We start from the raw sequence: 21184 nt of genomic DNA, 5'->3' as shown, positions 1-21184 counted from the left end.
CAGCCTTTCCCGGGACAGGCTCCCTCCTGCAGAACACAGAGAGGCTCGTAGTTGCCCCAAACAGCAACTACGAGCCTCTGTGCAGCTAGGCGAACCCTAACTCGCAACGCCTACGAACACGTATTGAGGGTTCCGTCATTTCGGTAGGCAACAGTCTCGTCGAGAACCAGCGGACCGCCAATCAGCACATTAGTCCAACCTTCCATGCCGGTCAGCGCTGAGCCTATGGACTTAGGCAGGCAGGACTTTTTAGCCAGCAGCATTGGCGCGCCGTTGTAGCCTGCAGCAACGGCACCGCTCAGTCCGTCGGGGAAGCTCTTGCCGTTGGCAATGAACTGGCGCTGCGCACCATTTGGCCAGAAGGCCTTCGCGATGACAGCACTGGTGTCATAACGTGATTCTCCGCCGTAACGAGCGATCCTGGCATTCGGAAGCGCTTTTCGGATCTCGTTTTCCGCATTTCTGGAGATTGCCAGTGGCCCACCAGCCAAGTACACGGTGGAGGGATTCAGGCGCTTGAGCTGCTTCAAGATGGTGCTTGGCACGTATTTCTTACTGCTCAGCAGCAATGGAGCCTTGCGGTCTGCCGCGACAGCTGCCATGGACAGGGCATCAGGGAACGAGCGTCCAGATGCCACAAACACGTTCTTGGCAGAAGACCAATTCGTAGCAATCTCTGCGCTGGTTCCATAGCGCGTGTTTCCTGCTTCTCGGGATACCGGTGCATACTTCTTCAGCTGCGTGAACGTCTTGCTGCTGACTGCGGTTGGGCCACCTGCAATGACGATGCGGGACGGATTGAGCCGCTTGATTTCCGCAGCCACTGCGCTCGGCAGATAGGCCTGCTTGGTCAGCAACAGGGGTGCATTGTGGCGGTTGGCCAGCGAGGTAACTGATAGTGCGTCAGCGAAGTGCTCGCCGGAAGCCACGACAACAGTTTTGGCCCCGTAGGGGAAGGTGCGCTTGGAGATCGCAACAGGCGTTCCATAACGGTTGGCGCCAGACATGCGTGATGGGCCCAAGCGGGTCGGCCAGACATCCATATTGCCAAAGTAGCTGGTAGTCAGCTTGTACTGCGTGCTGCGGCGGTTCTTCGCGAAGTCGCGCAGCGACGTCAGATCGCCGTTCCACACGTTGGCATCCACATTCTTCGTTGACCCCAACAAATTGGAGTTGGAAGAATACTGCCAGACATTGAACGTGGTCCAGCCTTCAGGAAGTTCGCGGGGATTCTTCGCAACGTCAGCGGTGGGGAAGATCGAGACATGCAGTGGCCAGGACTTGAACGCTGCGGAATCACCCGTGCACTCATCCCACCACGACTGGGCCGTGTAGATCATCGGCAGGCGACCGGTCTTGGCCTTGACAGTATTGCCGAAGTCCTTGATCCAGGTAACCAATTGGGAAGGCGTCATGCCGTAGCACATATCGCCCTTGCCCTGCGGATAAGCGGTCTTGTTGTACGGGTTCCACTCGATATCCAGCAGTGGGGGCATGGTGTACCCGTCATTGGTCCACCCACCACCGTTAGCCATGAATTCCCTGGCCTGAACAGCACCGGAAGAATGGGCAGGCATGGCGAAATGGTACGCACCGCGAATCAGGCCGGCATTGCGCGACTTGGTGTAGTTCTGGCTGAACTTAGGGTCCTTGTACAAGGAAGAAGGCCACGACTGGGTGGCCTTGATGTAGGCGAAACGTGCCCCGTTTGCCTTGGCAGTGGACCAGTTCACGTCGCCTTGATGGCGGGAAACATCGATCCCAAGGGTGCCCGGTGGACGCCAGGTCCGCAACTCATCAAGGGAAGCCGGCGCGCCCACCTGGAACGGAACTGAAGTCGCAGAATCATTTGAAGACAGCTTCGCGAGATCCGCTAGCTCATCCATGGTAGGGATCGTCGCGTCACCGGTTTCGGCAATTCGCTTGGCACCCTGGCCCAGCTGGGCATCGAGGTGCTCGAGCTCCATTTCGGCCAGCGCCTTGTCGGCTAGCTGTACGCGTTCTTTCTTGGAAAGATCATCGTCTTTGGACAGTGCCTTGGAAATTTCTTCAGCTGCTGGAGTGGCAATAGCAGCCGGCGCACTTGGTGCTGGCGCCTCGGACTCAACTTCGCTGGTGCTGGTCCCGGTGGCCTCGGCCTCGCGAGACGGCGTAGACGATGGTTCCGGCGCATCAGCCACGGTAGCAGTGGGCGAGGGAGACTGAACAGTTTGAGCGGAGGGCTCTTCTGTTGGCGAGGCGAACCCCGGACCAGCAGAAAGCGGGATGGAAAGTGCGGCTATAACCGCAATTGATAGAGCTTTGGATCGTCGCGTCCGGATAGCCGGCATGGATTCCCCTGAATAATCGAGTGCAAGTGAAATGGCGAAAGCCTTTGCTAGTATATCTACCCGATGTTTCCCGGCAAGATTCCGGGAATTAATATCGCCGCCGATGCCAAGGGAAATCTAAAACTGCGGAATTGCTTAATCGGCCAATTCCACCGGTTTTATGGTCTTTGGAACCAACAGCCAGGCAACCACTCCGACCAGGCCCACGACAGCCGAAATGTTGAAGGCTAATTGGAAGCTGATCATGTCGGCCATGGCCCCGGCCAGCAGCGGGCCGATGATGGAGCCTAGATCGGTGCACATCTGGAATCCGGCCAGTGCCTTGCCGCCGTTGCGGCCGGAACCAATCACGTCAGCCACGGACGCTTGCTGTGCTGGGCCCAGCAGCCCGCCGCCAATGCCTGCCAGGACCGAGAAGACGATGAAGCCAACCAGGGAGGTCGAATACCCCATCGCGCCAATGGACACGAGCAGGACACTCATGCCAAGGACCACGGGGATCTTGCGTCCAATGCTGTCTGTCAGGCGACCGGAGAACACCAGCGCGCAACCATTGCCGATGGCAAACACCGTCATGGAGATTCCGGCGGCCGTGGCACCCATGGTTTGGCCGAACACGGCCAAGGCGAAAAGCGGGATCATGCTGTTGCGCACGCCGAACGCCAGCCAGCCGTAGCTGAATCCGGAGAACAATGCCGCCCGGTAGGCGGGGGAGACCAGCGCCTCGCGGGTGGTCACCACTTCAATATCGGAATGCCTTGATCGCGGGTTTGCCGCATCTGCATCCAGATCGCGGCGACGGCCCAAGGCCATGTAGACCACGCCTGCGGCAATCACCAGGGCGGTGCCGTAAATCAAGAACGGAATACGCATGCCCAGCGGGGCAAGCAAGGTTCCAAGAACCGGGCCGAAGACGTTGCCCAAGAGGAACGAGCCGGCATACAAGCCCGAGATGCGTCCACGGGATTTCTCCGGAGCCAGGCGCGCAATTAATGCCATGGCTGAAATGGTGAACATGGTCGACCCGAAGCCGCCCAGTCCACGAGCAATCAATAGCTGCGTATAGTCCTGGACCACAGCGCAAAGCAAAGTCGATACCGCAACTAGCAGAACGCCGGTGACGTAGATCTTGGGCTCGCCGAGCTTCCCTACCAGGACGCCTGCTACCGGTGCGAAAATCAATCGGGTAAAGGCGAAAATGCTGACAATAATAGTGGCGGCCGCATTGCCGACATCAAAGCTCACTGCATACTGGGGCAAGATGGGGGCGATGAGCCCGAAACCCAATGCGATGATGAATGCCGCAACCAGCAATACGCTGATCTCTTGGGGGATGGGCGCCTTGGCAGCACGGGTGGTTTTCAATGCCATATCAATTGAACAGATGGTTCTGCCGCTCAGCGAGCAGTAACCCTCAGCCTTTCTGGAACGACGAACGGGGCTAAGCAACCCACCTGCCAGTCTAGCCTTGAATGCAAAATGCGCTGATGCTGGTGCTGCCTGCCATATGATCCCTAAATGGTTGGAGATATGAGACGATTTAGAGCGTGTCTGATTCGCTTATATTAACCATCATCATTGTCGCGGTTGTTGCCGTGGTGGCCATTGGCGTCATTGCCTTCGTCACCAAGGGCCGCAAGCCTAAGACTCCGTATACGTCAGAGCGCGATGCAGACGACTTGCCAGCTGGCCAGAGTGCTGAGGGCGATACTGATGCCGCAGCGGACACTGCCGGTGCAAGCGATGCGCCTGTCGCGGTCCAAGAGCCTGCCGCACCTGCTGCGCCACAACTCGATGTTCCAGAACCAGTGCAGGGCCGTCTGGCCCGGCTGCGTGCGCGACTGACAAAATCCAACAGCATGTTCTCCAAGGGCCTGCTGGCCCTGCTCAGCCAAGACTCGATTGACGAGGATGTCTGGGAAGAGATTGAAGAAAACCTGCTGATGGCAGACCTGGGTACCGAGCCTGCACTTGAGCTTGTTGACGCACTGCGTGAACGAGTGAAGATTGAAGGCAGCAAGGACCCGGCTCGCGTCAAGGCAATGCTTCGCGAGGAACTGCTCAAGCTGGTGGATCCTAGCTTGGACCGCAGCTACCTGCCTGAACCGCATCCGGACCGCCCAAGCATCATCATGGTGGTCGGTGTCAACGGTGTTGGCAAGACCACCACCATCGGCAAATTGGCGCGAGTACTCGTTGCGGAAGACAAGGACGTCCTGCTGGGCGCTGCCGATACCTTCCGTGCGGCCGCCGCCGAGCAGCTGGCTACCTGGGGCGACCGCGTGGGCGTGCCTACCGTGCGTTCCGAGATCGACGGCGCCGACCCGGCCTCCGTTGCCTTTGAAGCCGTTTCCGCGGGCATCGAGCAGGAAGTCGACATCGTCATGATCGACACTGCCGGCCGCCTGCAGAACAAGGTCGGCCTGATGGACGAGTTGGGCAAGATCAAGCGAGTGGTCGAGAAGAAGGCCACCATTGACGAAGTCCTGCTGGTCCTCGATGCGACTACCGGGCAGAACGGCCTGCAGCAGGCCAAGGTCTTCTCCGAGGTTGTCAACGTTTCGGGCATCGTGCTGACCAAGCTCGACGGTACTGCCAAGGGCGGCATCGTCGTGGCTATCCAGCGTCAGCTCGGTGTTCCGGTGAAGCTGGTGGGATTGGGTGAGGGTCCGGATGATCTCGCGCCATTCAACCCGGAAGACTTCGTGGACGCACTGCTCGAAGGCTAATCGATAATGCCATATTTTCTTGATCTCCCCGTCGTTTCCTGCGGCGGGGAGATCTTGCTTAAGCGGGCGCTGCGCATCTGTAATCCTGCACAGAGCGGTTTTGTTCCTGCTGGGCCATGGGGCGCGCACAGGGGTTGGAATCAAGGGAATCTTGCAGTGAGGTCAGTCACACCACTCGCTCCTGGGTCCGAAACTTTCCTTGGGGCCTCTACGGAAAAGATCTAGTCAGTGAGTGAATGGAACTTTTCGGGCGCCTTCTGGCCGCAGGTCACCCAAGGAGGCAGTGACCAGCGCTACAGAAAACGTCCAGACTACTTGGGTAAAGATGTTTTCTGGGGAAATGTGTCCCTTCAATCTGTACGCACTGCATGAGGGATACTCCGGTTGGTTCTGGATGCCCCCGTGCGGTCAGACCAGCCGGTAAAGGATCCATCCAGAAGTGTCGTCGAACCAAGACCTGCCCATACCAGTCAAGCAGGACCCTAAGCCCAGGGCTTTCCGCATGGACATCCAGGGCCTGCGCGCCATCGCCGTAGGTGTTGTCGTGCTGTACCACTTCTGGGGGCACTATCTGCCCGGCGGCTTCGTCGGAGTCGACGTGTTCTTCGTGATCTCGGGATTCCTGATCACTTCGCATCTGCTCGCCAAGCCGCCGAAGAATATTGGCGATGTCGTCAATTTCTGGATGAGGCGAGTCAAGCGGCTGATCCCTGCCTCCTTCTTGGTGATCCTGGCCAGTGTATTGGGCATCTGGTTCTTCGCACCGTCCACGGTGTGGCAGGACTGGGGGCTGCAAGCGATGGCCGCGACGTTCTACTTCCAGAACTGGTACCTGGCACTGACCAAGGTCGATTACCTTGCCGAAGGCGAAGCTCCAAGCCCCTTCCAGCATTTCTGGTCCCTGTCTGCAGAAGAGCAGTTCTATTTCGTATGGCCAATTCTGATCGGCGTGCTGATCTTCGCCGCAATCAAGTCCGGAATCAAGCCGGCAACCGCCGCGTTGGCCGGAATCAGCGCCGTCTTCTTGATTTCCTTCGGATACTCGCTATACGCAACCGCGACTGAACCGGGCAGCGCGTACTTCTCGACCTTTACCCGAGTCTGGGAATTCTCGGCAGGCGCCCTGGTGGCGGCTTTGGGAGCGCGTGCGCATGCGGCCAAGAAGGATGCGATGAGCTTGATCGGGTCGTGGGGCGGAGTCCTTGCCATCGCATTCAGCGCGGTGGCCTTTACCGGGCAGATGCCGTTCCCCGGATACATCGCAGCGATTCCCGTATTCGGCACCGCACTGATCCTGCTCTGCCATTCCACGCATAAGTACTCGCCGAACATGTTCTTGAGCAGCAAGCCGTTCCAGTTCTTCGGTGACAATTCCTATGCCATCTACCTCTGGCATTGGCCGCTATTGATCCTGATGCCGTTCATGGTGGATGACTTCAAATGGCCCCAGAAGATCATTGCCCTGGCCTTGACGCTGGTTTTGGCTGTTTTGACGCAGAAGCTTGTCGAGGTTCGATTCCGTAAGTTCATTGACGCCTCGGTACTGCTCACGGCGCCACGCTTCCTTGCCACGGGCAGCCTCGTCTTGGCTTTGGTTGCCGGAGCTTTCTACCTCAACACCGAACGCATTATCAATGACGCCCAAGACGTCGACAAGGCCTTGGCCCAGGTCGAAAAGGAGCTGGGCGAAGACTGCTTCGGTGCCGCGTCGCTCAGTGAATCATGCGGTGAAGCAGTGAATATCGAGACGGCCTACCAGCCGGTGGCTCCCGCCCCGGTAGTTGCGAAGACCGACAAGCCGGTTGTCTACAAGGACGATTGCTTCGCCAGCCAGGACGCCGACTACAAGGACCGCCCGGTATGCAACTACGGTGATGGCAAGATCAAGGTAGCACTGGTTGGAAACTCGCATGCAGGCCAGTGGATTCCTGCCTTGGAACCTATGGCGAAGAAGAATGGCTGGAGTATTGATACCTATTTGGCCAGCCGATGCGCCGTCATGGGCGAACCCCAGGTCTTTGACTCCAAGGCACGGGAAAAGGGCTGCGCTGATTATGGCAGCTGGGTGACCAAGCAGATCGAAAAGGAAGACTATGATCTGGTGATCAGCTCCAACCGCCAGTCCCTTCCGGTTTCCGGATACGAAATGGAAAACACCGCTGAGCCTGCCCAGAAGGCCTACGAAAAGATTCTCCAGGACTGGGCCGGCACCGGCGCCGCTGTAGCGGTCATCCGGGATACGTCCTTCCCGGGGGAGACCGTGGAGAATGTGCCTGACTGCGTGGCCTCCAGCGATGGCGAATTCAGCGAATGCAGTGGCGAGGCGAAGCAATGGATTCCGATGGATCCGCAAGCCGACGCGGTGAAGGCCCTGGATAAGCCGAATATTATCGACGTCGACATGAATGACCAGCTGTGCGAGGACGGACGCTGCTTTGCGGTAGTCGGTGGCATCGTGGCCTATTGGGACCACTCGCACCTGACCGAAACCTTTGCCGAGTCCCTGTCCCAGACCCTGGAATCCCGGCTGAAGAAGGAACTGGATTCGAAGGAACTGTTCCCGGCAGCATAGGGCTTTGCGGCACCTTGCTCGATAGGCTCTGGCTTCAACGCATTAATTGCGTTGCAGCCAGAGCCTATTTCTGATTCCTGATGCCCGTGACTGCCCCAGGAGCATCGCGGCCCGGGCGAAAAGCGGAAACGCTTGGCTCATCGGGCAGCCAGAATCGCCAGGGGAACTGCGGACCGCCGGCTATCCCCGCGACGCCAACACGGGGTCCGGTGCGCAAAGCCTCCGGGGGACCAGAGGCAGCATGGAGGGTAAAGGGTGCAGCGAACAGATCCAGCCCGTCATGTTCCAATCTCGTGAGTCCCAATGCGGTGGCCAAGTTCCCCGGTCCACGGGCCAGCTGGATTTCCGGGATGGGATTGCGGGCGTAGCGGATGGGCCGCTTCTCCAGTCTTCGTGCGTGGGCCAGGTCGGCGCCGGAAATAATTTCGCCAGAACGTATCAGCACCCCGGACGCAGCTCCTGGCGGTGAGCAAACGAAATTCAGGGCGTAATGCATTCCATAGGTGAAGTACACGTACGCGTGCCCGGGTTCCAGGAACATGGACGCGTTGCGATCGGTTTTCCTGTCCTTCGAGTGGCTGCCCGGATCATAGGGCCCTGCGGTTCCCAGGCCCATGTACGCTTCGGTTTCGGTGATGCGCACGCTGACCGGTCCATCACTGGAATCCACGGTGAGTACTGCCCCGAGCAACCGGGGCGCAACGTCCAAGGCATCGGGCAAGAAGAAAGATCGGTCCATGCTTCCAGTGTGCCTGCTCCAGCTAAATTGTCCCCGGCCCCTGTAAGGATCATGGGTACTTGAAACTTGGGGGTTCAAGCAACTCGCACTCGTGAAATGGGGAATGAGCATGAAAAGGTTCTTAGCAACTGCAACCGCACTGGCCGGAATTCTATCGATGGCTGCCTGCGGGGTATCGGCAGAAGAGTTTGAGGCTGCGCAAACCTCGAGCGCAGCCATAGCTGCTGAAAAGGAAGCACTGCAAGCCCAGCTGGCAGAAGCAGAAGTGCAATTGGCCCTGGCCCCAAGGAAGAAGCAGCAGAGCTTCGCGCAGCCGCGGCTGAGAAAGCCACGGCTAACAAGGCCAAGAAGGTCACCAAGCGTGCTCTGGCGCACATCATGAAGCAACCGGACTCGCACATTGATCAGAATGTGATTCTCTACGGGCTGGTCACCCAGTTCGACTCCGCGACCGGTCCATGCACCTTCCATACCGAGCTGAGCCACGCGCAGGTGGGCAAATACGACTACGAGCACAATCCGATGTTCACTGCCGGTGACGGCCTGGCGGACTGCGAGGCGCCGGATGGCGTCGTGGCCGAGGGCATCGTCCAAATCACCGCCACGGTGACCGGATCCCTGAGCTACGACACGAGAATCGGCGGATCCCCTACGGTGCCGAAGTCCCGAGTCGTGAAGATCAAGCGGCTATAGCCGCTGCCGGCGTCCGCCCCGGGCTGTTCTTTTGACCGTCGGCCAGCAGCACCGTGAACTGTTCGAAACGGCGGCGAAACATTGCCGAGAAGCAAACGTTACCCCCGGCAGGAACTTGATACACAGCGGAAACGAAGCAGCGAGTGTTCGGAAACATCGGGCGCGTTAGATAGTCATAACACCACCGATACACCGAATACCTTGAGGGGAAGTGATCCAGATGGAGTTGGATGTAGCCAGCTTATGGATCCTGATAGCTGCCGCACTCGTATTGCTGATGACACCGGCACTGGGACTTTTCTACGGCGGCATGACTCGCGCCACCGGCGTGGTGAACATGATGCTGATGAGTTTCTCCGCCGCGGCGATCACCGCCGTTGTCTGGGTGCTCTGGGGCTACTCGTTCTCCGCCGGGGAACCAGCCATCGCCGGAATCGTCGGCAATCCAATCAGCGACTTTGCCATGCACAATACCGAGCAGTCCGAGCTGCTCGCCGCCGGATTCGCCGGTACCTTCGCCATGATCTCGGTAGCCATCATCTCCGGAGCCATCGCCGACCGTGCCCGCTTTGCGCCATGGCTGTTCTTCGTCCCGCTGTGGGTCACCCTGGTGTACGCACCTGTGGCCTTCTGGGTCTGGGGTGGAGGCTTGCTCTCCGCAGACGGATTCCTGGGCAGCATCTTCGGCGAAGCCATTGACTTCGCCGGCGGCGCAGTGGTCCACACCAACGCAGGTATCGCAGCCCTGGTCCTGGCCCTGAAGCTGGGCCAGCGCCACAACTTCCACGATCGTCCGCAGCCGCACAACACCCCGCTGGTCATGCTCGGTGCCGGCCTGCTGTGGTTCGGCTGGTTCGGTTTCAACGCCGGTGCGGCGACCACCGTCGAGCAGGCTGGACTCATCTGGGTCAACACCCTGGCAGCTCCGGGTGCGGCCGTCCTTGGCTGGATCCTGGTTGAGAAGCTTCGCGGTTCCCGCCCCAGCTCGCTGGGTGTCGCCTCCGGCCTGGTGGCCGGCCTGGTCGCCATCACCCCTTCCTGCGCAGATGTGGCCCCGTGGGCCGCGATGCTGCTGGGCGTACTGGCTGGCGCCGGTGCAGCCTGGGCAGTGAACTTGAAATGGAAGCTGGGCTACGACGACTCGCTGGATGTTGTCGGCGTGCACCTGGTCGCCGGCTTGATCGGAACCCTGTTCCTGGGCTTCTTCGCCCTGCCAACCGAGGAGAGCGCTGGCGGACTGTTCTACGGCGGAGGCGTCGCCCAGCTGATCGCCCAGGCAGCCACCCTGATTGTGGTCATGGTCTTCTCCGCGGTGATGACCTGGGTCATCGCCACGGTCATTGGAAAGTTCAGCCCATGGCGTGTCGCGGCAGATATCGAAATTGCCGGCATCGACGAGGCGGAGCACAACGAAAATGGATACCAGCTGGTTTCCAAGTAAGGAGCGGAATCTGGAAAATAACGCAGCACAAGCACGAGGGGCAGGGCGTTTCTGAAACGTCCTACCAGGACCGCCGGTGGGCCATGCAGCCACCGGCGGTCCTGGCGTGTTCACGCCCGGGGGCGGGCACATGTGTAAATCATGGGAATCGCCTAGTTCGCTGGCATCAGCGGTGCACCGGCCCCTAGCGTGGCATTCACCAGCCGATTATTCCCAAGCAGCTAGGAGAGTGCCATGGCCAGCGAACCACAACAGCAAGCAAGCCCGGGAGGGGAACCGGTCTTGTCCGGCCCCGGCCAGGACAGCGAATTCCTGACCACCAACCAGGGAGCTCCCGTCAGCGATACCGACCACTCGCTGAAAGCCGGAGAGCGCGGGCCCACCTTGCTGCAGGATCACCACCTGCGCGAGAAGATCATGCATTTCGACCATGAGCGGATTCCGGAGCGCGTGGTCCACGCCCGCGGGGCTGGCGCCCACGGCTCCTTCATCAGCTACGGCAACGCCTCCGAGCTGTGCCGGGCCGATTTCCTCAAGCCGGGAAAGCAGACCCGGGTCTTCGTGCGGTTCTCCACCGTGGTCGGTTCCCGCGGCTCGATGGACACGGCCCGCGATACCCGCGGCTTTGCCACGAAGTTCTATACCGAAGAGGGCATTTTCGACCTGGTGGGCAACAACATCCCGGTGTTCTTCATCCAGGATGGCATCAAGTTCCCGGATCTGGTCCATGCCGCGAAGCCGCACCCGGATACCGAGATCCCGCAGGCGCAATCGGCCCACGATACCTTCTGGGATTTCGTCTCCCTGCATACCCCTGCCCAAGCCCACGTGATGTGGCAGATGAGCGACCGCGCGATACCCCGCTCGCTGCGCATGATGGAAGGCTTCGGCGTGCACACCTTCCGCATGGTCAACGAGGCGGGCAAAGCGTCACTGGTGAAGTTCCATTGGAAGCCCAAGCTCGGCGTGCACTCGCTGGCCTGGGAAGAGTCCCAGCTGGCCGCCGGCGCGGATCCGGACTTCCACCGCCGCGATCTGGCCGAAGCCATTGATGCCGGAGCCTACCCCGAATGGGAACTGGGCGTGCAGATTTTCCCCGACGACGGTTCGGGGGTCTTCGAGGGCATCGACCTGCTGGATCCGACGAAATTCGTGCCAGAAGAACTGGCCCCGGTCCAGCCGCTGGGCAAGATGGTGCTGGACCGCAACCCGGAGAACTACTTCGCGCAGACTGAACAGGTCGCCTTCCACCCCGGGCATCTGGTTCCGGGCATCGATATCAGCGACGACCCGCTGCTGCAGGCGCGGCTCTTCTCCTACCTGGACACCCAGCTGACCCGGTTGGGCGGACCGAACTTCGCGCAGATCCCGATCAACTCGCCGGACTCTCCGGTCAACGACATGTTCCGCGACGGCTTCCACCAGCACCGGGTGCCCAAGGGCATCGCGCCGTACAAGCCGAACTCGCTGGATGGCGGCTGCCCGTACATGTCGCAGGTTCTCTCTGGCCAGCAGCCTCCGCTGGACTTCCCGCAGCCTGTGGCCTCCGGAAAGAAGGTGCGTTCCGAGCCGGCCAGCTTCTCGGACCACTACAGCCAGGCGCGCCTGTTCTACATCAGCCTCTCGGCCGTGGAGCGCGCCCACGTGCAGCAGGCCTACTCCTTTGAACTGGGCAAGTGCACCGATACCGCGATCCGCCAGCGGCAGGTGGAATGCCTGGCGAAGATCGATACCCAGCTGGCCGCCGGGGTCGCCCAGGCACTGGGCCTGCCGGCACCGGCCGCAGTGCAGCTGGATGATCCGGTGGCCAGCCCCGTGCTGTCCCAGATCGGAAAAGCCTGGCCAGTGGACGGGCGCAAGGTCGGGGTGGTATTCAACAGCGGAAACCACCAGCACGTGCCAGCAATAGCCCAGGCGCTGGCCGAACGGGGCATGTCCCCGCTGCTCGTTTCGGCCTCCGGCGGCGAGGTGGCCCCGGACCTGCCCATTGACCGCACCTACCTGACGGCGCGCTCCATCGAATTCGATGCGCTGGTGCTCATCGGCCCGTTGCCGCCGGCCCCGGACGCCGCGGTTGCGCTGGATGCCAAGGCCGGCGCCTTGGGGGCAGGCGGGGTTCCCATCGACCCGCGCGTGGCGTTGCTGGTTGCGGAGGCCTACCGGCACAACAAGGCCATCATCACCCTGGACGGGCTCTCCGATGGCCTGCTGCAAGCGGTGGGCCTGGAAGATGACGCGCCGGGCATCGCACTGGTCGAGCTTTCGGCGGTGGCCGAAAGCGCGGAGCAGCTGCTGTCCACCCACCGCGCGTGGGAGCGTTTCCCGGTCGCCGAGTAGCAGCGCGGCCCAGCTGGCCTAGCAGGTGGCGCGGCAGGTGCATGATTCGATTTGCCTGCCGCGCCGGCCTGGCCCAGCAGCAGGGCCGGCGGCAATCAACTGGCACAGATAGCTGATGAAAAGAGGTGCAAGATGCCTTCAGGAACCGATAGCCATGCCGGGAACGGGAACGCGGCCGAAACCGCTGCCAAAGCCCGGCACGCTCCTGGACCCGATGCCGAATCCAAACCCGATTCCCCGCCGGATATGCACTCCAGGTCATGGAAATACGCGGCCAAGCGCTCCATCAGGGAATTCTCCCGGAAGAAATGCACGGACATGGCGGCCTCGCTGACCTATTTCGCGATGCTCTCCATTTTCCCGGCCCTGCTGGCGGTAGTCTCCCTGCTCGGAGTTGCCGGCCAGGCGGAGAACATGACCCGCAACATCCTCTCGCTGATCCAGGAACTGGCCAGCAAGGAAGTGGTCGAAACCCTGCGCCAGCCCATCGAGCAGCTGGCCTCGGCCCCGTCGGCAGGCCTGGCGCTGATTGCCGGTCTGCTCGGTGCGCTATGGAGCGCCTCGGGGTATGTCGGGGCGTTCGGACGGGCAATGAACCAGATCTACGAGGTGGCCGAAGGCCGGCCGTTCTACAAGCTGCGCCCGCTGATGCTGCTGCTGACACTGGTGCTTCTTGTGGCCGTGTCCGTGCTGGGGATGCTGCTGATCGTCTCCGGTCCGCTGGCCCAGGCGCTGGGCAACGCCATGGGGCTGGGCGAGGGCGCGGTGGCGATATGGAATATCGCCAAATGGCCGGTGATCGTGCTGTGCGCGATTGTGCTGGTGGCCGTGCTCTACTACGGGGCTCCCAATGTGAAGCAACCGAAGTTCCGCTGGATCAGCCTCGGCTCGGCCATCGCGCTGCTCGTGCTGGCGGTAGCGACCGTCGGCTTCTTCTTCTACGTTTCGAACTTCGGCAACTACAACAAGACCTACGGCGCCATCGGCGGGGTCATCGTGCTGCTGCTGTGGCTGTGGATCGCCAACCTGTCGCTGCTGTTCGGCGCGGTCTTCGACGCGGAAGCCGAGCGCGGGCGCCAGCTGCAGGCGGGGATTGCCGCCGAGCGCTCGGTCCAGCTTCCGCCGCGGGATACCAAGGCCAGCATGAAGCAGGAGGAAAAAGAAGAGCAGGACATCAGCGACGGGCGGCAGCTGCGTTTCGCCAGCGAGCTGGACGCCGAAGAGCAAGCGGATCCGGATTCCAGGCGGAACCCGGAAAGCTGAGCAGGAGCCGAAGCTGGCAATCGCCTGGGCGCCCCTTGGCGCGGGCCAGCACCTCGGTAGCGTGTGAAACGACCAGATCATTCCAAGACAAAGGAGCTCTTCATGGCCAACGACGAGGCAAGCAAAGTCATCAGCATCATCCAGGACCTGCGGATCGCCATGGTCTCAACCCTCAGCGCTGGACGGCTGGCCAGCCGCCCCCTGACGCTGATTGAAGCCACCGACGAAGGAGAACTCTGGTTCTTCTCTACCGCCGACGCCGGGATTGTCCAGGAAATCCGGGCCCAGGGACTGGTCAATGCCGCGTTCAGCGGATCCAAGGCGTGGGTGTCGGTCAGCGGCCACGCCGAGGTGGTGCTCGATGTCGCCAAGAAGAAGGAACTGTGGAACGCCGCGGTGGAGACCTTCGCCAGCGAAGGCCCGGAATCTGCGCAGACTGTGCTGCTGCGCGTCGATGCCGACTCCGCTGAATACTGGGAGAACCCCGGTGGGGCAGCGAGCCTGGTGGCCGGCTGGGTGAAGCAGAAGCTCACCGGCAAACCTGCCGAGCCCGGGGACTCGAATAGCGTCGAACTCTAGGACGCCGAAAACCGCCAACGGCCGCTGCTCCAAATTCCTGGAGCAGCGGCCGTATTCCTGTGCACATTGCCTGGCGCAGAGCTATGCCCCATGGATTCGTATCCATGGGGCATAGCTGGTGGTGCGGTTTAGGACAGGTCGTCCTTGACATCCTTGGCGGCGTCCTTGACGTGTTCTCCTGCTTGCTTTGCCTTGGCGGCGGCCTGGTCCTTCACGCCTTCGGCTTGCAGGCGCTCATTATCAGTGGCATCGCCGTAGGCCTCCTTGGCCTTGCCAGATGCTTCCTGGGCCTTGTTCTGGATCTTGTCTCCAATTCCCATGATTCTTACCTCCTGTGTGGATCTGGTTACTGACAACTTGAACTATAGGGCAGATTGCAAATTGGGGTCCCGAAGCTGAAAGTTTGCTTGCGGCCAACTTTGCAGATCATCACAGTGCCGCCGTCGCGGCGGCCAATCCCATAAACTGCCTCGCTGCGTTGCGCTGTTCTTTGCGGTTATCAGGAGTCATTCAGCTGGGCCGGGCACGAATGGGCCGTGACCTAGACTGGCCAAAAGTTCCGCGCAGAGAAGGAGAATCGATGGACCAGCGGCCGGTGTCGTTTAGTGCAGCCGAACCAGGATCCCGCCCCCGCAACAGCGAGTCATGGTGGGGCGCCGAAGAAGCGGTGCGTGCGGCCGCCGTGCACTGCGAGGGCAACCCGGAAGCGATGCTGCGTACGCTGGAAAGTTCGGGGGAGGAACCTCCGGTGCCAGCGGCCGGACAGACCCAGCGCCTGTGGGAGCTGCTGGCCTCCGTGGCCGCCACCGACCTGGTCGCGGCCAGGACGCTGGAACCGCATTTGGATGCCGCGGGAATCCTGAACCAGGCGGGCATGTCGTGGCCGGCCGGCACTGCATGGGGCGTTTTCGCCGCGCAGCCGCCCAACGCCACCCTGGAAGCGGTTCGCCAGTCCGGCGGGGGATGGGAGCTGAACGGCACCAAGCCCTGGTGCTCGTTGGCCGCGCAGCTGACGCATGCCCTGGTCACCGCCCCCACGCCCGATGGTGGCCGGCTGTTCATGGTTTCCTTGCGGCATCCGGGCGTTGAACCGGCATCGGATGCCTGGGTCAGCCGCGGCATGGCGCAGCTGCCCAGCGGCAGCGTGAACTTCACCGGCGTGCCGGCACAACCGGTGCAGGACGCCGGCTGGTACCTGTCCCGTCCCGGGTTCGCTGTCGGGGGCGTTGGCGTGGCCGCCTGCTGGTTCGGGGCAGCGGTGGGAATCTACCGCCATCTGCTGCGCAGCGCCCAAGCGCGCACCCCGGATCAGCTGGCCCTTGCTTGGCTCGGCGAAGCAGACCGCTTGCTGGCCGGCTGCGCCGCGCTGCTGGAACAGGCCGCCGGGCTGGCCGATGCCGGAGCGCTGGATGCCATTTCGGCCCATCGGGTCCGCGGCCAGGTGGCCGGGGCCTGCGAGCGGGTGTTGCAGCTCAGCGGCCAGTCCACCGGTCCGGGCCCGCTGACCGCCGATGAGGAGCATGCGCGGCGTGCAGCTGACCTGGGCATATATCTGCGCCAGCACCACGCGGCCCGCGACGACGCGGCGCTGGGCCAGTTGATTGCGGACCGCGCCGGAACGGAAAGTGGCAGCGCATGGTGAACTTCACGCATCAGGACCAGGGAACATCTGCAAGCTGCTGGCAGCAGGCTGGGCTTGAGCGGATCGCCGCACTGGATCCGGAGAAGCTCTTCCACGCAATCGCATCGGTGGTTGTCCTGGCCGCCCACCCGGATGACGAGACGCTGGGAGCCGGAGGGCTGATCCGCATGGCCCTTGGCCGGGGGATCGATGTCCACGTGATCGTCTGCAGCTTCGGGGAAGCCTCGCATCCGGACTCCACCACACACTCCCCGGCCCAGTTGGCCGCGCTGCGCCAGGCCGAGCTGGCCGAGGCCATGGACACGCTGCGCGCACAAGGACCGCGCAGCGGAACGCTGCATCTGCACTGCTTGGGCCTGGGCGACGGGAAACTCGAAGCGCAGCAGGAGCCGATCCGCGCAGCCCTTGAGCAGCACGCCGGCGAGCGCTGCCTGATCGCCAGCACCTACCGCGGCGACGGGCACCCGGACCACGAAATCCTGGGCCTGCTCGCCGCGGACTGCGCCCTGGCGCACAATGCCTGCCATCTGGAATTCCCCATCTGGTTCTGGCACTGGGCGCAACCGGACCGGCAGCCCAGCTTCAGGCATTGGCGCCGGCTGGCCCTGGATGCCTCCAGCGCGGATGCCAAGGCCCGCGCCCTGGAGGCCCACCGTTCCCAAACCCGGCCGCTGTCCGCCCTGCCAGGAGACGAAGTCCTCCTTAACGAAGGCTTCCTGCAGCATTTTTCCCGCGGCGCCGAGATCTTCCGCGCCACCTGGCCTGGCCACAAGGACGCCGCGTCGGCTCCGGTGGTCTTCGACGAGCTCTACGGGCAACGCGAAGATCCGTGGGAATACCGCAGCAGCCGCTACGAGCAGCGCAAGCAGCAGATCCTGCTCGCCTCCCTGCCCCGGGAACAGTATGCGGCGGTTTTGGAGCTGGGATGCTCCATCGGGGTGCAGAGCGCCGAACTGGGCCGCCGCAGCACCAGCCTGCTGGCGGTGGATGCCAGCGCTACAGCGCTAGTCCAGGCCCGGCGTGCCGTGGCCGGAATGGAGCATGTCAGCTTGCTGCAGGCCACGGTGCCCCAACAATTTCCGCAGCTGGAGCCGGGGAGCGTGCAGCTGGTAGTGCTCAGCGAGATCGGCTATTTCCTGGCCGCCGACGAATTGGCGCAGGTGCTCGCCGCCAGTGCTGCCGCACTGGAAGCCGGCGGAGAGCTGGTGCTCTGCCATTGGCTGCATCCCATTGAAGGCTGGCCGCTGGACGGGGAGGATGTGCACCGGATGGCGGGAGAACTGGGGTGGGAGCGCATCGTGGAGCATCGCGAGGCCGATTTCCTGCTTGAAATACTGCGCAAGCCCGCTGGTGCCCATGGGTAGGCAGCTGGCGGCCATGGCGGTCATCATCCCGGCCCATGACGAGGAAGAACGCCTGGGCCGCTGCCTGGATTCGGTGCGCGCGGCCATGGACCGGTTGGCGCGTGCCCGCCCGCAGCTGCAGGTCCGGGCCATCGTGGTTGCCGATAGCTGCACCGACGGCACGGTACAGGTTGCCCAGCGGCAGATCAGCTCAGATCAGCGGATCAGCTTGCTGCAGGCCAGCTTCGGCAATGTCGGAGCCAGCCGGGCTGCCGGGGCGCGCCACGCCCTGGCCAGCTTCGGCGCGGACGCGGACCCGAGCGCCATCTGGCTGGCCAGCACCGACGCGGATACCTGCGTCGCCGAGCATTGGCTGGAGGGCTTTGCCACCCTGCACGCCAGCGGGACCGATGCGGTGGCCGGAACCGTGGAACCGGACCGCGGCGAACTCGATGAGCACATCTTCGCCTTATGGGAGCAGGCCTACCAGCCGATTGAGGGGCATGGCCATATCCACGGCGCGAACTTCGGAGTGTGCGCTGCTGCCTACCTGGATGTTGGAGGCTTCGAGCCCTTGGCGGCCCGGGAGGATGTGGCCTTGGTCGAAGCGCTGCGCCGCGCCGGCTACCGGGTCCAGGCCACGGCCCGGCTGCAGGCGATCACCTCGGGGCGCTTGCGCGGGCGGTTGCGCGAGGGCTTCGCAGACTATCTTGCCGCGCTGGATCACCGGATGCTCCACGCCCGGTAGCGCCCAAGTAAGCGGTCCCGGTCCCTGCCATAGGAACGGCCCCCGGGGAATCTGCGCGGATGCGCGGTTTCCCTGGGGGCTGTGCCCGTTGCGGCGGTGCTTGCTGTTACACGCTGCTGCCGGACTCCTGCGTGGCGTACCTGTGTCCCAGCATGCTGGCGTCGAAAGCCGGAACCGCGTGGGCGAGCGCAGTGTATTGCCAGTACTTCACACGGAATGCAGCCATTCCGCTGTGCTCGGCCTGGCCGAACAGATCCTTGATCTTGCTGCGCGGCGCGCTGGCCTGAACCACTTCCAAGACTGGAGAAGGCTCGGAAATGTGCAAGAACTTCAGTTCCTCGCTCTGCGGTTCAACCATCGCGACCAGCACCGGCCGCTTGTGCACCGAGACCAGGCCCATCACATCATCGAGCGCTTCCAAAGGCTGTGTCATGACCACTGGCATTCCTTGGGTCCAGCCATAGCTGCTCAGATGCCTTCTTCCCTCGCGTGATCCCAGCAGCTCTGCTACGCGCAACGCGGTCTGGGACCTGACTAGCCTTCCTGGCATGTGAACTACCCTCCACTTCTAGACGATACTTCTCACTTCAACAATGCAGTTATCCGTCCCTCCGGACTGGGCAGCGTGGCCCTTAGAATACGCTGTGGACCATGCGGCCAGCGGTGGGGGACTCGATAAGAAATTATCATTGGCACACCAAGTTGTTGCGAACAGACCGTGATTCTGAGGAAATTCCCAGACTTTATTCTCTACTAGTCAGTATCCCTATTCAGCTACCGTGATTGCGCGGCTCAGTCCCGCCCAAGATCACGCAGCGCCCGGTGCGCCGCATGCCAGCCGGCCATGCCATGCACCCCGCCGCCCGGAGGGGTGGAGGAGGAGCACAGGTACAGTCCCGGCACGCCCAGCGAATAGGGATTCAGCGAGGGCGAGGGGCGGAAGAACTGCTGGGTGCCGGCCAGTGATCCGCCGCCGATATCCCCGCCGACCAGATTCGGATTCCAGGCCTGCAGCTGCGCCGGGCCGGTGACTACCCGCTGCACGATCCGGTCCTTGAAGTCCGGCGCGAACCGCTGGATCTGCGCATCGATCAGCGCCCCGGCATCCCCGCTGTAGCCTTGGGGCACGTGGGCGTAGGACCAGATGATTTGGCAGCCGGCCGGGGCGCGCGAGGCATCGGCGCTCGAAGGCTGGACCACCATCACGAATGGGCGTTCGGGCATTGACCCGGCGGCGACCTGGCGCTCGGCCCGGGCCAGCTCGGCGGCATCGCCGATGACATGCACGGTGCCGGCCTGCGCGGTGCGCGCATCCTTCCAGGGGATCGGTCCATCGAGCAGGTAGTCCACCTTGTAGGCCGCGGTGCCATAGCGCCAGCGCTCGAACCGCCGGCGCAGTCGTGCCGGGAGCTGGTCGCCGGCGAGCTGCACTACCTGGCGGGGCGTGGCATCCAGGAAGGTGAGGTCCGCGTCGGGAAGCTGCGCGAGGTCAGTGATCTGGTGCCCGGTGTGGATCTGCACCCCCAGCGCGTCGAGCACCCGCAGCAGCGCGTCGATGATGCTGCCGGTGCCGCCGTGCGCCACCGGCCAGCCCCAGGATTGGCCCAAGGCCCCGAAGAGCGCGCCGAATCCCGAGGTGAACGGGTGGGAGAGCGGCAGCATGGAATGCGCGCTGGATCCGGCGAAGAGCGCCGCGGCCTGCCGGGTCCGGAACGCGGCGGAAGCCAGCAGCTTCGCCGGCGGCAGCGCGCGCAGCCCGAAGCGTGCCATGAGCACCGGATGCGGCGGGATGCCCAGCAGCGGGCTGGTGGCGTTGTCCAGGATCTCCTGCGGATGGCGCACCAGCGGGCCATGCAGCAGCTGCCAGATCTTCCGGTCGGCGGGGAACTGCGCCATGGTGGCTTCCAGGTCCTGGTGCAGGAAGACCGACTCGGCGTCGTCCAGCGGGTGGGCCAGCGGATAGCCGTGGAAATCCCACTGCAAACCATGTCCGGCCAGATCGAAATGCGCGAAGGCGCGGCTGCCATAGGCGAAGGGGTGGGCGGCAGCTCCCAGGTCCACGATGGTGCCTTCGCCCAGCGTGCTGCCGGAGGCCGCGGCACCGCCGGGATGGGCATTGCGCTCGAAGACCTGGACATCGAATCCCTGCTCGGCCAAAACCGCCGCGGCGACCAGCCCATTAGGGCCGGCGCCAACAATGTTCGCTTTCTTTGGTGTCATGGGCGGTGTTCCCCCTGTTCATCGTTCACTGGCGGGGCGAAGCGCTCGGGCCAGGTTTCGTCGCTGAGCGCCTTGAGCTGGCTGATCTGTGACTCTGCGCGGTGCGACAGGTCCTGCAGCAGCGCCTGGTCCAGGCGCGGATCATGAGGCAGCATCATCAGCAGCGTCTGCCACATGCGCAGCTTGGCATTGAGCAGCCCTGTGAGCACATCGAGCTGCACCTGCGCGGCGGCCAGCTTGCGCATGCGCAGCGGATTGAACGGGTTGACGTGCCCGGCGAGCTTGGCCGCCGGAGCGAGCAGGCGGGCCATCGGCCGCTTGGTGCAGCCCAGCCGGTCCATGATCCGTTTCAGGTCATCCTGATCTGCTTCGACCTGCTGGTGCAGCGATTCGAAACGCTGGGCATAGGCGGTGTCCGCCCAGGTGCCGTGGGCGGCCTTGAAGTGGTTCAGACCCGATTCGGAACCCAGCAGGTGTTCGCTCAGGTACCGGTGCAAAGTCGTCTGGTCGATGGTGTTGTGCGGCATGGGCCCGTCCTTAGTTCTCGC

17 protein-coding genes are annotated in these 21184 nt (G+C 62.7%); 10 read left to right on the top strand and 7 right to left on the bottom strand.

Going from position 1 to position 21184, the window contains the following annotated elements; all coding sequences use genetic code 11:
• Positions 1–110 precede the first annotated feature (110 nt).
• Together AC1Z36_RS12810 and AC1Z36_RS12805 are read right to left on the bottom strand one after the other, a co-directional pair.
• Positions 111–2180 carry a cell wall-binding repeat-containing protein gene (locus AC1Z36_RS12810; protein WP_402734909.1) on the bottom strand — a complete coding sequence of 690 codons (2070 nt, stop codon included), beginning with the start codon at positions 2178–2180 and terminating at the stop codon, positions 111–113.
• A gap of 285 nt (positions 2181–2465) precedes the next feature.
• Positions 2466–3701 (bottom strand): MFS transporter, encoded by a 1236-nt coding sequence (locus tag AC1Z36_RS12805; protein WP_133833473.1) that lies wholly within the window; start codon positions 3699–3701, stop codon positions 2466–2468.
• Positions 3702–3877: 176 nt separating this feature from the next.
• Between AC1Z36_RS12805 and ftsY the strand changes: the two genes are divergently transcribed.
• Both ftsY and AC1Z36_RS12795 read left to right on the top strand, forming a co-directional pair.
• Positions 3878–5059, top strand: a complete 1182-nt coding sequence (gene ftsY / locus AC1Z36_RS12800; RefSeq protein ID WP_105657694.1) for a signal recognition particle-docking protein FtsY — start codon at positions 3878–3880, stop codon at positions 5057–5059.
• 439 nt (positions 5060–5498) lie between these two features.
• On the top strand, positions 5499–7631 hold the full coding sequence (locus tag AC1Z36_RS12795) for an acyltransferase family protein (protein ID WP_133833472.1): 2133 nt from the start codon (positions 5499–5501) through the stop codon (positions 7629–7631).
• 64 nt (positions 7632–7695) lie between these two features.
• On the opposite strand, the gene AC1Z36_RS12790 is transcribed toward AC1Z36_RS12795, so the two are convergent.
• Positions 7696–8370: a DNA-3-methyladenine glycosylase gene (locus tag AC1Z36_RS12790; protein ID WP_133833471.1), complete on the bottom strand. Its 675-nt coding sequence runs from the start codon at positions 8368–8370 to the stop codon at positions 7696–7698.
• 378 nt (positions 8371–8748) lie between these two features.
• Between AC1Z36_RS12790 and AC1Z36_RS12785 the strand changes: the two genes are divergently transcribed.
• The 5 genes from AC1Z36_RS12785 to AC1Z36_RS12765 all read left to right on the top strand — a co-directional run bounded on the left by AC1Z36_RS12785 (position 8749) and on the right by AC1Z36_RS12765 (position 14683).
• On the top strand, positions 8749–9063 hold the full coding sequence (locus AC1Z36_RS12785; protein ID WP_105657697.1) for a hypothetical protein: 315 nt from the start codon (positions 8749–8751) through the stop codon (positions 9061–9063).
• Positions 9064–9283: 220 nt separating this feature from the next.
• A complete protein-coding gene (locus AC1Z36_RS12780) occupies positions 9284–10504 on the top strand; it encodes an ammonium transporter (protein WP_105657853.1) in 1221 nt (406 codons plus the stop codon).
• A 234-nt stretch (positions 10505–10738) separates the two neighbouring features.
• A complete protein-coding gene (locus AC1Z36_RS12775; protein WP_133833470.1) occupies positions 10739–12841 on the top strand; it encodes a catalase in 2103 nt (700 codons plus the stop codon).
• A 132-nt stretch (positions 12842–12973) separates the two neighbouring features.
• Positions 12974–14104 carry a YihY/virulence factor BrkB family protein gene (locus AC1Z36_RS12770; protein ID WP_332727418.1) on the top strand — a complete coding sequence of 377 codons (1131 nt, stop codon included), beginning with the start codon at positions 12974–12976 and terminating at the stop codon, positions 14102–14104.
• A gap of 102 nt (positions 14105–14206) precedes the next feature.
• Positions 14207–14683, top strand: a complete 477-nt coding sequence (locus tag AC1Z36_RS12765; RefSeq protein ID WP_133833468.1) for a pyridoxamine 5'-phosphate oxidase family protein — start codon at positions 14207–14209, stop codon at positions 14681–14683.
• A gap of 128 nt (positions 14684–14811) precedes the next feature.
• Here the strand turns inward: AC1Z36_RS12765 and AC1Z36_RS12760 are convergent, their stop codons facing one another.
• Complete coding sequence (locus AC1Z36_RS12760) at positions 14812–15003, bottom strand: CsbD family protein (protein ID WP_105657701.1); 192 nt, start codon at positions 15001–15003, stop codon at positions 14812–14814.
• A gap of 260 nt (positions 15004–15263) precedes the next feature.
• Between AC1Z36_RS12760 and AC1Z36_RS12755 the strand changes: the two genes are divergently transcribed.
• The 3 genes from AC1Z36_RS12755 to AC1Z36_RS12745 are packed head-to-tail and all read left to right on the top strand — an operon-like array spanning position 15264 to position 18416.
• A complete protein-coding gene (locus AC1Z36_RS12755) occupies positions 15264–16325 on the top strand; it encodes an acyl-CoA dehydrogenase family protein (protein WP_105657702.1) in 1062 nt (353 codons plus the stop codon).
• Entirely contained in the window at positions 16319–17689 is a 1371-nt protein-coding gene (locus AC1Z36_RS12750) for a PIG-L family deacetylase (RefSeq protein WP_483561304.1), read from the top strand. Before AC1Z36_RS12755 ends, AC1Z36_RS12750 begins: the two co-directional genes overlap by 7 nt.
• A complete protein-coding gene (locus AC1Z36_RS12745) occupies positions 17682–18416 on the top strand; it encodes a glycosyltransferase family 2 protein (protein WP_483561303.1) in 735 nt (244 codons plus the stop codon). The genes AC1Z36_RS12750 and AC1Z36_RS12745 overlap by 8 nt, the downstream gene beginning before the upstream one ends.
• A gap of 106 nt (positions 18417–18522) precedes the next feature.
• On the opposite strand, the gene AC1Z36_RS12740 is transcribed toward AC1Z36_RS12745, so the two are convergent.
• From AC1Z36_RS12740 to AC1Z36_RS12730, 3 genes are all read right to left on the bottom strand, one after another.
• Positions 18523–18849: a hypothetical protein gene (locus AC1Z36_RS12740; RefSeq protein WP_286134213.1), complete on the bottom strand. Its 327-nt coding sequence runs from the start codon at positions 18847–18849 to the stop codon at positions 18523–18525.
• 359 nt (positions 18850–19208) lie between these two features.
• Complete coding sequence (locus tag AC1Z36_RS12735; RefSeq protein ID WP_483561302.1) at positions 19209–20636, bottom strand: phytoene desaturase family protein; 1428 nt, start codon at positions 20634–20636, stop codon at positions 19209–19211.
• Positions 20633–21163 carry a hypothetical protein gene (locus AC1Z36_RS12730; protein ID WP_483561301.1) on the bottom strand — a complete coding sequence of 177 codons (531 nt, stop codon included), beginning with the start codon at positions 21161–21163 and terminating at the stop codon, positions 20633–20635. Before AC1Z36_RS12730 ends, AC1Z36_RS12735 begins: the two co-directional genes overlap by 4 nt.
• Positions 21164–21184: the final 21 nt, after the last annotated feature.

It is taken from the genome of Glutamicibacter sp. BS14 (assembly GCF_056934375.1).
Note: the sequence above shows the minus strand (reverse complement) of the source record. Positions and strands in the feature narration are given on the sequence as shown.

Excerpts from the sequence above, each read along its gene's own strand:
- AC1Z36_RS12750 (WP_483561304.1), top strand. The coding sequence starts at position 16,319 with ATGGTGAACTTCACGCATCAGGACCAGGGAACATCTGCAAGCTGCTGG.
- AC1Z36_RS12760 (WP_105657701.1), bottom strand. The coding sequence starts at position 15,003 with ATGGGAATTGGAGACAAGATCCAGAACAAGGCCCAGGAAGCATCTGGC.
- AC1Z36_RS12765 (WP_133833468.1), top strand. The coding sequence starts at position 14,207 with ATGGCCAACGACGAGGCAAGCAAAGTCATCAGCATCATCCAGGACCTG.
- AC1Z36_RS12735 (WP_483561302.1), bottom strand. The coding sequence starts at position 20,636 with ATGACACCAAAGAAAGCGAACATTGTTGGCGCCGGCCCTAATGGGCTG.
- AC1Z36_RS12775 (WP_133833470.1), top strand. The coding sequence starts at position 10,739 with ATGGCCAGCGAACCACAACAGCAAGCAAGCCCGGGAGGGGAACCGGTC.
- AC1Z36_RS12740 (WP_286134213.1), bottom strand. The coding sequence starts at position 18,849 with ATGACACAGCCTTTGGAAGCGCTCGATGATGTGATGGGCCTGGTCTCG.
- AC1Z36_RS12780 (WP_105657853.1), top strand. The coding sequence starts at position 9,284 with ATGGAGTTGGATGTAGCCAGCTTATGGATCCTGATAGCTGCCGCACTC.
- AC1Z36_RS12730 (WP_483561301.1), bottom strand. The coding sequence starts at position 21,163 with ATGCCGCACAACACCATCGACCAGACGACTTTGCACCGGTACCTGAGC.
- AC1Z36_RS12770 (WP_332727418.1), top strand. The coding sequence starts at position 12,974 with ATGCCTTCAGGAACCGATAGCCATGCCGGGAACGGGAACGCGGCCGAA.
- AC1Z36_RS12745 (WP_483561303.1), top strand. The coding sequence starts at position 17,682 with ATGGGTAGGCAGCTGGCGGCCATGGCGGTCATCATCCCGGCCCATGAC.
- AC1Z36_RS12790 (WP_133833471.1), bottom strand. The coding sequence starts at position 8,370 with ATGGACCGATCTTTCTTCTTGCCCGATGCCTTGGACGTTGCGCCCCGG.
- AC1Z36_RS12785 (WP_105657697.1), top strand. The coding sequence starts at position 8,749 with ATGAAGCAACCGGACTCGCACATTGATCAGAATGTGATTCTCTACGGG.
- AC1Z36_RS12805 (WP_133833473.1), bottom strand. The coding sequence starts at position 3,701 with ATGGCATTGAAAACCACCCGTGCTGCCAAGGCGCCCATCCCCCAAGAG.
- AC1Z36_RS12755 (WP_105657702.1), top strand. The coding sequence starts at position 15,264 with ATGGACCAGCGGCCGGTGTCGTTTAGTGCAGCCGAACCAGGATCCCGC.